Below are 14,289 nucleotides of genomic sequence, written 5' to 3'. Positions count from 1 at the left end.
AGCTTAAAAATATCCTGGATTCTGAGTTAGGTCAGGATTAATCTCCCGTTCCGATTGTGGAATGGGGAACAGTAAACGGTTATTGTTCACCTGATAGGTGTCGGCGCCAAGATAGGTGTTCGTTATTTTTAGCTTCGCACCATAAGCACTCATGGTAGCAGTCGCATTACCCGTACGCAATAAATCAAACCAGCGGTGATTTTCAAAGGCCAGCTCAATCCGTCTTTCCTGCGCAATGCGCGTGCGCAGATCTGCCTGTGCCAGTCCGGAAAGCCCGGTTAATCCTGCCCTTGTTCTGATTAAATTTACATTGGTCATCGCTGCTGCAGTTTTACCCTGCTCATTTTGCGCCTCCGCCAATAATAACACGGCATCAGCATAACGGTAAACCGGCCAGTTATCATTGGTATTATTTGGATCGGTATGTGGGTTCAGGTATTTTTTAATGTAAGGCACACCCACCTTACCCGCTGCCGGCAAATAATTTACACTGCTTTTGTTGGCCGAAATCGCGAAGACTTTACTGCTGTTATAAGTACCCTCAGCAATACCAATAGAGGCCTCCTTGCGCTTATCGCCAGCCTCATAGCTATTCATTAAATCAGCACTCGGCGTATTCCAGCCACCCGTACCCGTATTATTGGTTGCTACACCTGTAACCAGGCTGGTATTGGTGCTTCTTGGTAAAAACTGATAAATGAAAGTACTTTGCTGACCTGCCTGCAAACCCTGCATATACTGCACTTCAAAAATAGATTCACGGCTGTTTTTATTTGCTGTGGAAAAAACATCTGCATAGTTGGGTAGTAACTGATAACCCATGGCAGGAAGCGTAATCAGTAGCGCTTCGGCTTCCGCCCATTTCTTTTGTGTGGCATATACCTCAGCCAGCAACATGGTTGCCGCACCTTTTGTCGCTGTGCCACTTTGTGGAAACTTAGCCGGTACGGCCAGCTTCGTTATGGCATCCTGAGCATCGGCAATAATCTGCGCATACACCTGCTCAACCGACGCCCGTGGTAAAAAGGCATCATCAGCCACTTTTACCTCCTTCAGGTACAAGGGCACCCCGCCGAAGTACCTTACCAAACGGAAGTAATTCCATGCCCGCAAAAATTTAGCTTCACCTTCCAAAGCATTTTTACCAGCTTGGGCAATATCTGCATCAGCAATCCGCTCAATCACGGTATTTGCTTTCGAGATGCTGCTGTAACAGTGAAAATAAACGGCGTTGGTATAAGCATTTGTAGGATCGTCGGTAAAATCTGTAATACTCTCCCGCTGAACAAAAGCAGTTCCGCGGTTGCCGGCATTGTATTCGTAATGGGTATTCCCACCACGGCTCTCTCCGGTAAAGTAGTCATTATCCAATAAGCTGCGTAGCGGCGTATAAGCGGCATTTACAGCCTGCCTCATTTGTGCTTCTGTTTTATAAAAGTTGCCCGGCGAGTAAGAATCCGGCGGCGTAAGCTCCAGGAATTCTTTTTTGCACGAACTGGCTAAAAAGCCGATCACCAATAAAGGAAATATTTTTTTCATCATTCAATTATTTGAAAGTTGCTGTTAAACCAATAGAAAATGTGCGGGGAATAGGGTAGGCGTTCTCATCAATACCAATACCCAGGGTCGGGTCTAATCCGGCGAAATTAATCTCGGGGTTCATACCCGAATACGGACTGATCACAAAAGCCTGTTGTACCGATCCATACACCCTGAGGTTCCGCATGATCATATTATTCTTTAAGTTGATCGTATAACCCAGGGCAATGTTTTTGGCAGTCAGGTAGGTACCGTCTTCCACCCACTGGCTGTTTACCTGTCTTCCCATCGCTGTTGTTCCGGTTTTGGTACGCGGATAAAGTCCCGAACCAGGATTTTCCAACGAACGCCACCTGTCTTTTACGTCCGAAGTCAGCATTCTCGATCCATCAAGGTTGGTACGGTAAGCCCAGCGCGATGCATTCAGAATCTCTCCACCAACAGAACCCGCAAGCGTGATGGATAAATCCCAGTTTTTATAGCTGAAGTTGTTGGTTACCCCAAAAGTAAAATCAGGTGTAGGATCGCCAATAAATGTGCGGTCGTTTACGTCGTCAATTACCCCGTCGCCGTTTAAATCCTTCACTTTGATGGTACCAATATCCGATTGGTTTTTATATTTAGGCGAATTGGCTAAATCAGCAGCATCTTTATATAAGCCTTCATAAACAAAACCATAAAACTCACCCAGGTGATGTCCTTCCTGGTTACGGTAATAGTCGGAAGTTACCGTATTGTTTCTTCTGATAAACCCGGGACTGATCAGAGAAGAAATGATATTTCTGTCGAACGACACATTGATGTTGGTATTCCATTTCAGCTGACCCGTAGTATTTACGGTATTCAGCGTAAGCTCATGTCCCCACATGGTAAACTTACCCACATTGTATTTGATGGTAGTGAAACCCGAAGCCCGTGGAATACGTCTGTCCTGAATCAAGCCATCCGTAATTTTATGGTAGTAATCATATGTAAATGAAATCCGGTTCTTTAAAATCGATAGGTCGAACCCAATATCGAATTGCTTTACCCGTTCCCATGCCAGCTCGGCATTACCCAGGTTATTCAGTGTACGGCCCGGAACCAGCGTTCCATCGAGCGTATAGTTGTATTCACCAATGGTAGATACTGCTGCATAATTACCAAAGAAATTGTTTCCGGTAATTCCGTAACTGGCTCTTAGTTTGAACAGGTCGAGCCATTTGAAATCTTTCATAAACGATTCCTCACTGGCCACCCAACCTGCCGATACCGAAGGGAAGTTACCGTATTGCTGATTGATCCCAAAACGGGATGATCCATCCCTTCTTATGGCTGCAGAAAGCAAATACTTTCCCTGGTAAGCATAATTCGCCCTTGCAAGCACCGATTGTAAAGCATATTCTGTAGCATTACTGGTTCCGGCACTGATTACTGTAGCAGCATTGATATAGGTTACATCATTACTGGGGTAGCCTGTTCCGGTCACACTGCTGCTAAACTGTTCAAACTTCTGTGCCGAATAACCTGCAAGCACATCTAGGTGATGACCGCCTTTAAAATCTTTGGTATAATTCAGGTTGGCTTCTGCCGTCCACGAGAAATTGTCAATTGAACTGGCAAGGCCCGAGGCTACATCATTCGCGTTCAGCAGCGAATGGTTAAAGTTATCACGCGTTTCTGCCCCTTTATCTACCCCAAAATTGGTTTTAAGGCTTAAGCCCTTTAAAAATTCATAATTAAAATATCCGTTTCCTAATATCCTGGTGGTTTTATAATCATCTTTAGCCAGGGTAAACTGTGCATAAGGGTTAAAGTATAATACCATTGGTGCCGAGGAAACATATTTGGTCATTGAACCATCCGGATTCACCGGATCAAACAGCGGACTGGCCTCAAAAATCCTTTCAAATAATCCCCCTACACCATCAGTACTCAAACGGTTATTATGATCGAGGCGGTAACTCGGTGCCATGTTAAAACCGATTTTAATTTTGTTGTTGGCTAAACGCAAATCGTGGTTCATACGAAGCGAATACAATTTGGTTCCGGTATTAATCAATACCCCTTGCTGCTCCTGGTAGCCTGCAATTACAGTTGTAGATGAATTTTCCTTTGCCGAGCGCAGGGTTAAATCATAACTTTGAATGGGCGCATTTCTGGTCAGCACCTTAAACCAGTTAGTACCTTCTCCATATTGCTCAGGGTTGGCATAAATCGGATCAAGCGCACCGGTAAAGTTTTCATATTTCACGCGGTCCTGGTAATACTCATTTTGAAAGTCCACCCATTCACGGGCAGTCATTACATCCGGCACATTCCGCATCGGAATTTTCTGAATTCCGAAGTTGCTATGAAATTCAATCTGTGCATCGCCTGCCTTTGCATGTTTGGTGGTAATTAAAATTACGCCATTACCTGCCCTTGAGCCATATAAGGCACTTGCAGAAGCATCCTTCAATATGGAAAACGATTCAATCTCATCGGGATTAATGTTATTGATACTTCCGGTAACGGGCAATCCATCAATTACTACAAGCGGCTGATTGCTGGCATAAAGCGATGCGGCACCACGAATCCTGAATTCAATGCCACGTCCCGGCTGCCCGCTGCTCAAAGCTACCTGTACCCCCGCAGCTTTCCCCTGCAAGCTTTGTGAAAACTGAATAACAGGCATATCCTGCAAGGCTTTTGCATCAACCTCGCTGATCGAACTACTCACTTCTTTCGCCTTCTGCGTACCGTAGCTAATGTTTACTTCTTTCAATAACGTACCTGCGCGCATGGTGAAATTAGCAACATAAGGTTTACCCGCTGTAACTGTAACTCTTTCCTGGCGGATGGTTTCATAACCTACATAACTCACTTCCAGGATATAGGTCCCTTCTTCAGCACGCAGCTCAAAATAACCGTCGGCATTGGTGAGCGCCAGATTGGTTTTACCTGCCAAACGCACTGTAGCACCAGGCAAAGTTTGTCCGTTTTCATCTTTTACCACCCCTTTAATAATACCGTTGATTCTTTTAAACAGCACAATATTAGCAGCCTGCTGTTTAAACGAGATATCGCTGTTGCGCAATAAGTCAGTAATCACATCGCCAATACGTTGCTGCTGGTATTTTTTGTTCGGAATATTAATCCCATCCAGCGAAAGGTAATTGTTATCATAAGCAAAGTTTAACGATGTTACTTTCTCCAATGTAGCAATGGCTTTTTTCAAACTGCCTTGCTGAAACTGGATATCGATTTTAGTACTTAACGACTGTGCATTAAGTGTTACGGCTTTAACCGTAAAAAGACTGATCAGAAATATGGATAGTAATAATGAGCTTCGCATAAATAGCCTCCATATGGTTTGTTTAGTGTTCATTTATTTTTTTAATAAGGAAATTTCTTTGTTTTGTTAAGGATACAGATGATTAGTAAAGCACTACCACATTGCCCTCCTTTCTATATTGAATGTGATGCATTTTACAAATGAGTTCCAGGTTATCTTGCAGTGTTACCTGGCTTTGAATGGTTGCCGTGTAGCTAAAGCGATGGATATTGCTGATTTCGGAATGGAGCGTTACGCCATAAAGGTTTTTAAATACACTGGCTACCGATTGGAAGCTTGCATTTCGGAGAACGGTTTTTCCATCCCTCCAGCTATAGCTCAGGGTTTGGTCTACCTCACTTAATTCAAAAGCCTGCGATGTTTTATGATAAACCAGCTGGTCGCCTTTTTCAAGCACCGCCAGTACCCGCTTCCCGCTGGCCACCCTTACTTTGCCGGTATTCACTACAATGGTTTGTGTAGTAAGGTCGCCGTAATTGTTAATGTCGAACGAAGTTCCCAGGACCGTAACCTGCAAAGCACCCATATTAACATTGAAAGGGCGTTTTACATCACGCTTTACATGGAAGAAGGCTTCCCCCTCAGGTAAATAAACGGTTCTTGAATTTGCCGTAAAAGCTTGTGGATATTTAAATTTTGAAGCGGCATTAAGCCATACTTCCGTACTGTCTGGCAGCATTAAATACTTCAGCATACCGGTTTCAGTAGCCGAGGTTAGGTAGGCTACGGGTGTATTTACCGTGCGGTGGCGCACTGACCATAAGGCAAAGCTACCGGCCAATATTACCACTGCAGCACTTGCAGCCCACCAAAGGCGGTGTACTTTGGGTTTTACCAGATGCGGCAGTATTGCCATCTGCAGTTCCTCGCGGATCCTGGCTTTGTCTGTATCGTTGAAGGCATACTTTTCCAGTGCTTCATACGATTGATACCAGCCCTCTACAACCTGATCCTCTTTATGACTGCTCTTTCTTTTAAGAAACCGCGTCAGCGATTTTTTGAATTGCTTAATACTTTCCATCTGTTCTGACTGTAAGTCGCCAGAAAGCGCAGAAAGTACTTTGAATTAAAGTTAAACTTATATGAACTATTTGTTAACCATATACAGCAATATGGAAAGGTAAGCGGCATACTTTTCCGGGTATTTATCCTGGATCACCAGGCGCAGCCTTCTTAATACTTCAGCGGTATAATTTTTCACCGTTTGCTCAGCGATACCTAAATCTGCAGCAATTTCTTTAATGCTTTTACTTTCGTTGCGCATGGTGTATACCTGCTGTAAAAGCTCGGGCATACGGGCTACCGTTTCAGCAATCAGCTGTTCCAGCAAGATGTAGTCTTCCAGGCCATCCACTGCTTCCTGAATAATTTCCATCCGTGTAGCGGCATCCTGCAATTGTAAATCTTCTTTTGATTTGGACCTGAAATGACTGATCACACTGAGCTTCACCGCCGATTGCAGGTAGGCATCAACCGAACCTTTAATGTCGAGTGATTTTCTGCGCTGCCACAATTTAATAAACAACTCCTGCACAATATCTTTCGCCACTTCACTATCGTTTACCCTTGCCCAGGCCGTGCTATATAATTTTTCCCAATAGTGTTCAAACAAGGCGTTAAAAGCCGACTCGTCATCTTCTTTGATTCGGGAAATCAACAAATTAGGGCTAATGATCATTTCATACAAAACTAAACAGCCCATGTTAACTTATCTTTAAGTTTAACTACAAAGGCGCAGCAAACAAGAAAGCGTTACAAAACCCAACGATTAGTTGAAATTTAGTAACGCTATCCATTCTAAACTTTTAACTAAGTCTAAGGTTTAAAATCTATTCTCCATAATAGTTCCTCAAAGCACCACTATTCTCTGCATAGTTCCATCGTACCTGGTCAGCTTTACTGTCGCCATTAATATCGGTAAAGTAGAAAATGGTGTTTTCACTTTGTGATGTTCCCCGCAATGAGTAAACCGGTCCGGAAAAGGTATTTGCCGTAGTAGACCAATAGACTTTTACTTTGCCCAGGTAGTTTGTAGGATTCCAGTAGATTTTATCCGCACGCCCATCGCCGTTTATGTCGGCAAAGTAGAACCGTGTATTATCCAGGCCACTGGTAGCGCTATCGCTAAAGCCATTGGACAGCGTGAAGGTACCATCACCATCAGATAAGTATACCATTGTTTTTCCACCATTCAAATTAGCATGCCATAGTATTTTATCTGCACGTGTATCGCCATTGATATCTGCATACCAGAATCTGGTAGCTCCTGTAGTACTTGCACCTTCCGTTCCTGCCACCACTGAACTGCTGAAATTCCCGTTTGAGGTAGCCAGGTAAACCCGTGTTTTACCTGAATCAAAGGTTGCGTTCCAATAAATCTTATCTGCTTTGCCATCACCATTCACGTCGGCAAAATGATATACTGTAGTTGCCCCCTGGCTGGTACCTTCCGGATTTTCGATAGCAGTGCTGCTAAAGTTCCCATTTGAAGTAGCCAGATAAACCCTGGTGCGGCCAGCATTTTGCGTAGGGTTCCATACAATTTCATCTGCTTTGCCATCACCATTCACGTCGGCATAATAATAACAGCTGCTTGCCAAAGCTGATGCGCCTGCGGTGTGTTTTATTGCCGGCGAAGCAAACGTACCGTTTCCATTAGACAAAAAAACCTGTGGAATGCCACTATCAAAGCTACTCCTCCAATAAATTTTATCTTTTTTACCATCGCCATTTACATCCGCAAAATAGTAATTGGTAGCAGCGCTGGCACTTATTCCGTTATTGTCTTCGTGTGCAGCGCCAAATACTGCCGGGCGGTATACGGCCATTACCGGCCAATGGTCTGATGGCCAGTTACCATTGTAGCTCGTTTTAATTACCTCCGAACTGGTATAAGCGAGGTTGCGCGTACTGGTCATCCAATCCAGTTTGCTGCTCCCTGTAGCATTCCAGCTGTGGAAAGTAAATTCGCCATCACTATCACCTAATGCATCCACTACATCCAGTCCGCTTTTCAATATCCCTATTTCAGTGGTACCTGGCTTGGCATTAAAATCGCCAAATACAATTTCAGGCAGGTTTTCTGTATTAAACTGGTTCACTCCTGCTACCAAGGCATTCGCATTGTCAATTCTTACCGCCTGCGAATCAAATTGCCAGTGACTGTTACTGATAAAATATTTGTTACCAGTCTGTTTATCTTGCAATATTACCCAGGTAGCCGTATTTGTGGGCCCGATTTTAACAGTGCCTTGATTTAATTTATTAAAGCGACTATTTTTATAAAATATTGCTTTCGGTGTTCCCGTAATGGCCGTATCGTAGTACTCACCGTAGCCCAGTGGTGTCATCTCCGCCCTGAACCAGCTTTCGAAACTGTTATCTGAAAACTCCTGCAATCCAAATACGTCCGGATTGTTGTCGATAATAATTTGTTTAATCATGCCCTGGCGTTGGGTAATACTTTGGGGATCGGCGGCATCATTATGTCTTACATTGAATGATAAGGCTTTAAAAGCGGGCTCTTCAGCGGCGTTTAATGAAGCAGCATTTAAGGCCAGGTTGTGGTTTTTTGCGCTAAAGGTTTCTGCGGTTGTTTCCATTTCGGCTTTCTTGCAGGCGCTAAAACCTAACATGGCAGCAATGCCGAGGGCTAAGGCCAGCTTAGTAGCCGTGCTCTTCGTTGGTAATGCGGTTTTTGTTTTCATGGTTTTCTGTGATTCTGATTTTATGGTTGTAAAATCATAAGTCGCCAATAAGCTCCTTCCGTACTCCGTTTCGCCATTAAATATTGATTAACAGTTTGTTAAATCTAATTACACCATTTTATAGGTTTCCGAGCGCATCCTTGGCTCATATTGGCAATAATCCTTATTTAAGCGCGTGTATCCGCATATTCCATAAGTTAAGATTAGTATAGATAAAATGCCCGTTCGTCGAGAATCCCGGGCGTTAAGTATAAAGCAGGGAAATTGCGTGCAACGTTTTTCATGTAGCGGCGTCTCATGAGTATAAAAACAAAAAATTTAAACCCTTAAAATCTAAAGCATATGAAAACTTTTATCAACACCATCATCAGTTCAAGTTTAGCAATTGTATTAACTGCTACAACAGCATTCGCCGGCACTACTCCATCACCAATCCGAGGCGAAAACGCAAAATTCAATTCCATCTCCGTTCAGGGAAATGTAGAAGTTACCGTAAAACAAGGCAGCCGCAGTAGCATTGCTTACAGTGAAGACAATACCGGAAGTGTAAAAGTAACTGAGTGCGGCGGAAAACTATGTATCAGCACTAAAGGAAATGAGCAGGCAAAAGTTACCGTATATGTAAAAGACCTTTTCCGCATCCAGGCTGCCGATCACGCTGTCGTTAAAACTGAAGGTAAAATCGAAACCAAATTTCTTCAATTGTTCCTATCAGATTACGCACAAGCTACCATTAACTCTACTACCGATGGATTGTACACCGTGTTAAAAGACCACGCTAACCTGTCGTTAAGCGGAGCTACAAAAGATCACGCATTGGTAATGGGCCATACACCAAGTTTATCAATGAACCAGTTTGCAGCTTTAAAAACCAGCACCCAAAGCCTTGCCGAATACAGCGCTACCTATGCATTAAGTAAATAAAGTACACCTCTTATTGAACAGCGAAAAGCGATGGGCAGCAACTCATTGCTTTTTTTTTGTTTATTAGCCCCACTTACCTCATCAAAGTCAAACTACCCGAAATGTTTTTGCAGTTTGCTGCAAGGTGAATGGTATAAAAATACACTCCAACCGGTAGAATTTTGCCTTTGGTTTCTCCGTTAAACGGGCTTTTATAACCGGTACTGTTAAATACCACATTACCCAGGCGATTAAAAACCTTTATTACTGCCTGAGGATATTGTTCAATATTTTTGATTATCCAGGTATCATTCTCCCCATCGCCATTAGGGGTGAATGAGGAAGGGACATCAACCGGTTTTTCGGCAAACGTAACAGGCACAGCAGTACGTTTGCTTTCGCAGTTTCCGATCGCCAGGCTCACGAAATACGATTTTGATTTTACCATGTCCAGGGTAAATATTCCGGTGTTGTTCTCCATCAATGACTGCCCGCCAGTGTCAAACTGGTAAAGTTTATAGTTTCCTGCAATAGGGTTCAACACTTTTATGGTTCCCTCCCCCTCGCCACACAACTTTACCTGTGCCAGCTCCGGTGCCGCAATTTCCTGGCCGATATTGTCGATAACAAATACATTTTCCACCAAGTTACAGTTGCTATTGCTGTTGTCCGTTACCCGTAGTTTGTATGATCCGTATGGCACATTTTCCAGCAGCGCTTGTCTGCTCACCAATTCTTCGTGGTCATTCAGCCACTCAAATTGATAAGGAGCCATCCCGCCATTAACAACAATGTCACTAACCGACCCAAGCCCCATACCACACTGGTCGGCCTGATTTTTTACCTGAGTCAAATCCATTGTGAGGGGTTCAATCCGCAAAACCGTATAGTCTTTATAATGTTGCTCACATTCTTTTTCATCTGTTAAAAACAAACTGTATACACCTTCCTTTAACCCCGTTATACTATTCGTATTGCCAATGTTTGTGCCTGTTGCATCCGTCCAGCGCAGCTTTGTTGTGGGGTCGATACCCGAAGTTTGAACTGTAATTATCCCCGAATCTTCACCGCATGCGGCGTCAGTGATCTTATAACTCAATTCGGGAAAAACTTTTGCGCTTTGCCTGATGATGTTATACTCCAGCGTGCGGTTACAATAAGTATTTGAAATGGTGAGTTTGTATTTTCCTGGCGGAAGGTTTTCAATATCTGGTTGGTTGCCAACAGGTGTTCCGGCATCATTTGTCCACCTGTAGCTTAAGGGCTCAGATGAGCTCACTTTCAGGTTTTTGATCCAGCCATCATTAACCGTACAACCCGCATTTTTCAGATTGTATGCTGAATCATCAACGGTTATGCCATTTTTCTCATCAATGGTAAAAGAATAAAAAAGCGATCCGCATGAGCCCTGATCTTTCACTTCTACTGTATATTTTCCTGCAGGTACACCACGTAAATCAGCTTCATTACCCATTATTTCCTGATTATTATTTCTCCACGTAAAAGATAGTACCCCTTTCCCGGTAGCTGCCAATCCGGTTACGCTCCCATTCTTCCGATCACAATCAGCATTTTCAGTCAGCACTTTTGCGAGGTCTGCAACGGGAGCCCCCTCAGCAGGGATATTAAAAGGGCCAAACATAACCGTGCAATCGTAGGTGGTAACCACCTTCAGCCTGTAGTTTCCACCTTTAACATTTTGTAACGTAAGTGCAGTCCCTTTAACCTCACCGGCATCATTCAACCAATTAACTGATTTCATTGTTGCGGTTTCAAGATTCGACAGATAGACGTTACTAATCCCGCCATTCTCCATGCTACAGGTGGCAGGCTGGATTTTCATCGCCGTGGTGTACAGCGCCGGCGTCACGTCTTTTAACTCCCATGTAGAGGTTTGCGTTTTACAGGCCGTACCCAGGTAGGCCGTAAACGAATAGGTTCCTGGTGCCAGGCCTTTCAAATCTGCATTGGTACCGATCAGTTTGTTTTCAGCGTTACGCCACTCTACCGCAGTAGCTCCCATTACCACAATTCCGGTAATTGAACCATTTGCCTGGCCACAGGTAGGTTGTTTTACTGTATAGTTGCCCATCTGCAGGCTCATACCTAAAAACTCCGATGTACGGTTGTTCAATGTGGCCGAAGCGGTAAATCCTATATCAGGTGTAATGGTCATTGTCCAGTTTCCCTGTGCATCAGCAAAAGTGCTTCCCAGGTATTTCTTGGCATCGCACTGGTAACATTCCCCATCCGAAAACACTTCAATCTCCGCATTTGGTGTAGCTGTTCCCGTTAGGGTACCGTTATTATACCCGTTAATTTTAATCACCGGTATTTCTACTTTCGATTTTTCTGATTTATAGGTGATGGGCATCGCAGAAATACAATAAATAGCATTGCGCTGTATCAATATGTCGCCGCAATTGGTGGCCCATATACCTGGCGTTCCCGACCCAAAGCTTACCCGGTTGGCCATCACATTTGCTTCACCAGGATTCTTGCCCCCAATAACGATGTTCGAACAGTTCTCCAGGCCTATTGTACTGTAAACATAAGACTTACTTCCATCACTTTGTACGCCCATTCTGTTTCCCTGTATCTTTCCCGAATTATAAATGTTTTTAAAGTCGAAAGCGCCACTGCCAATAAAAGTATTGTTAATGAGTTCTACATTCTTCACGTCCTGAATAATGCCACGGTTGCTGATTCCGGAACTCAGGCCTTCCACGCCAAAACTATTGTTTTTGATGATACATTTCTCACCTGTTGCTTCCACTGCTTGTGTAGTAAGGTTAACCCCGGATACTACAACACCATAATAACGATAGCCCCAAAGGTTTCCTTCAGCCTTCGTGTCGCCCCCAATCATCACCTCATCACACAACCTGAAATCCAGTGTTCCGCCGAAGGCAGTGCCTACTACTGTTTTTTTATCTGCTGCAATTCCAAACCAGTTGGCCGAAACTTTAATTTTCTTGCATTTGAACAGGGTGATATCATAATCGCAGGCCAGGAAAATATTACCCTTCCCTGGTACGCCAAAAGTAAGGTCGGCACCCTGATTGATGTAAATTGGACTGGCACCACGCCCTCCCGCAGCAAAATTTGAAAAACTTAATCCATAAATCTCGAGGTGGTTAATGCCCGCCCCCTTTAGTGCAGTCCGTTCCGTATAATCGGTATAAGGGATAGTGGTTTCGAGGGTGACTTTAGCATCCGAGAGGCCCAGCACAGCACCTGGTAAAGTGGTTCCGTCGATCACAAGGTTAGAGGAAAGTATTAAAGGCGATTTCAAACTGATCAGCCTGGCAGTGGCTGTAAAATGAATATAGTCGGTTTCAGCAGTACCGTTTGCCGTAGCTTTTTCCAGCGCCTCACGTAAAGAACCTGGTCCCGAATCCAGTTGGCTGCTCACCGTAAATACCTCGGCATGCGCTATACCAAAGATTGACAAAAAGGATAAAAGGAGCAATAATCGATACATGGTGAGTGCGTAGTTTGGTAGGAGGCAAATGTAGAGAATTTCAACATCTTTTCTCATATGCATAGCTTAAGTAAACAGTTGCAATAGTGAGCTTTCCTGCGTAGTAATTTCCACGTTTGCCCTCATCCCATTTCAGATATTTTGCAGATAGGTATTTGTTTTCCTGCTGCGAAAATCCGCCTCTCGATCAGGCGCTAGTCTATTATAATACTTTCAATCCCCTTCGCCAGCGCGGTATCTTTCAATCCGGCAACCTTAACACCCTCGGCCCTGAAAACAGTTACATCTGTCATCCCCAAAAGTCCGAATACCGATTTCAGGTAAGGAGCCACAAAGTCAGCGCCTTTTGCCGGCCCATCAGCATAAACCCCTCCCGATGACATCGCTACATACACCTTCTTATCTTTTACCAACCCAACCGGTCCGTTTTCCCCGTAGCCAAAAGTAATCCCTGCACGCGTGATGTGATCAAGCCAGGCTTTCAAAGTAGATGGTACCGTTAAATTATAGAGTGGCGCACCAACCACCACAATATCGGCAGCCAGCAACTGGGCAACGGCTTCATCCGAATAGCGTAAGAGTGCTCTGGTTTCCTCCGTGTATTTATCAGCAGGCGTAAACATCGATTGCAGTAAGGATGAATTTATATGTGGAATGTTTACGTTGTTCAAATCCACTTCCTCAACCACACTGCCCGGATATTTATCTAAGATCTTTTTCAGGATTGCCCTGCTCAATTGTAGGCTATAAGACTGGTTTCCCTGTATACTGGAAATTAAATGAAGAATACGTTTCATAATTTTAATTGAATTTTTGTACCCGCAAAAGTAATTCACTCAACTATAAAAAGGTTAGTACTTACCTAAAGGAAAGCGCTTACATTCAGGTAAGTGCGTATCTTTGAAGAATGATTTCGACTGCAGAAAATATTCTTCCGGATAAAAATGAATGTGCCAATTCGCTAACGAATGTTATGGACGCCCTTTATGTATTAAATGGCAAATGGAAGCTTCCATTAATCTTAAGCCTGGTTCAATCTTCAAAAAGATTTAATGAGATCCAGCACGAATTACGAGGCATATCTCCAAAGGTGCTTGCAAACGAATTGAAAGATCTGGAGTTAAATGATTTCATCAGGAGACAAGTTTACCCTACCAGGCCGGTAAGTATCATTTACGAAGTAACCGAGTACAGTAAAACGCTAAGAGAGGTGATGCGAACGCTGAGTGAGTGGGGATGGCAGCATCGGGAGAAAATAAAAGATAGTATGCGACAAGAAAAGGGGGAGGTTTTTGGTTGATTTCAAATCATCCCTGTATAACCCTATATTTGCCAGCGAT

Annotated in this window: 8 protein-coding genes and 2 pseudogenes; 2 read left to right on the top strand and 8 right to left on the bottom strand. The window is 43.7% G+C overall.

All coding sequences use genetic code 11. The features are described 5' to 3' along the window. Positions 1 to 3: 3 nt before the first annotated feature. The 6 genes and pseudogenes from AB669_RS22580 to AB669_RS13635 form a co-directional block, all read right to left on the bottom strand. Positions 4 to 747, bottom strand: a pseudogene (locus AB669_RS22580) (RagB/SusD family nutrient uptake outer membrane protein); the annotation flags it as partial. A 141-nt stretch (positions 748 to 888) separates the two neighbouring features. Further along, a pseudogene (locus AB669_RS22575) lies at positions 889 to 1,539 on the bottom strand (RagB/SusD family nutrient uptake outer membrane protein); the annotation flags it as partial. 7 nt (positions 1,540 to 1,546) lie between these two features. Further along, entirely contained in the window at positions 1,547 to 4,888 is a 3,342-nt protein-coding gene (locus tag AB669_RS13650; protein ID WP_053058408.1) for a TonB-dependent receptor, read from the bottom strand. A 49-nt stretch (positions 4,889 to 4,937) separates the two neighbouring features. Beyond that, positions 4,938 to 5,876 (bottom strand): FecR family protein, encoded by a 939-nt coding sequence (locus tag AB669_RS21590; RefSeq protein ID WP_053058407.1) that lies wholly within the window; start codon positions 5,874 to 5,876, stop codon positions 4,938 to 4,940. Positions 5,877 to 5,942: 66 nt separating this feature from the next. Beyond that, positions 5,943 to 6,557 (bottom strand): RNA polymerase sigma factor, encoded by a 615-nt coding sequence (locus AB669_RS13640; RefSeq protein WP_047799860.1) that lies wholly within the window; start codon positions 6,555 to 6,557, stop codon positions 5,943 to 5,945. 127 nt (positions 6,558 to 6,684) lie between these two features. Further along, positions 6,685 to 8,562 carry an FG-GAP-like repeat-containing protein gene (locus tag AB669_RS13635; protein ID WP_082120705.1) on the bottom strand — a complete coding sequence of 626 codons (1,878 nt, stop codon included), beginning with the start codon at positions 8,560 to 8,562 and terminating at the stop codon, positions 6,685 to 6,687. A 342-nt stretch (positions 8,563 to 8,904) separates the two neighbouring features. Here AB669_RS13635 and AB669_RS13630 point away from each other — a divergent pair, with 342 nt between their 5' ends. After that, positions 8,905 to 9,486 (top strand): GIN domain-containing protein, encoded by a 582-nt coding sequence (locus AB669_RS13630; RefSeq protein ID WP_047799859.1) that lies wholly within the window; start codon positions 8,905 to 8,907, stop codon positions 9,484 to 9,486. A gap of 73 nt (positions 9,487 to 9,559) precedes the next feature. Here AB669_RS13630 and AB669_RS13625 read toward each other — a convergent pair whose 3' ends face one another. After that, positions 9,560 to 13,006, bottom strand: coding sequence for a gliding motility-associated C-terminal domain-containing protein (locus AB669_RS13625; protein ID WP_197082407.1), 3,447 nt, complete (start codon positions 13,004 to 13,006; stop codon positions 9,560 to 9,562). 137 nt (positions 13,007 to 13,143) lie between these two features. Then, on the bottom strand, positions 13,144 to 13,746 hold the full coding sequence (locus AB669_RS13620; protein WP_047799857.1) for an FMN-dependent NADH-azoreductase: 603 nt from the start codon (positions 13,744 to 13,746) through the stop codon (positions 13,144 to 13,146). A 110-nt stretch (positions 13,747 to 13,856) separates the two neighbouring features. On the opposite strand from AB669_RS13620, the gene AB669_RS13615 reads away from it, so the two are divergent. Next, entirely contained in the window at positions 13,857 to 14,249 is a 393-nt protein-coding gene (locus AB669_RS13615; protein ID WP_047799856.1) for a helix-turn-helix domain-containing protein, read from the top strand. The last annotated feature ends 40 nt before the right edge of the window (positions 14,250 to 14,289 follow it).

Origin of the sequence: Pedobacter sp. BMA (assembly GCF_001027745.1) — a bacterium.
Lineage (GTDB): Bacteria > Bacteroidota > Bacteroidia > Sphingobacteriales > Sphingobacteriaceae > Pedobacter.
The sequence above is the reverse complement of the archived record's forward strand: the minus strand, read 5'-3'. Positions and strand labels throughout refer to the sequence as shown.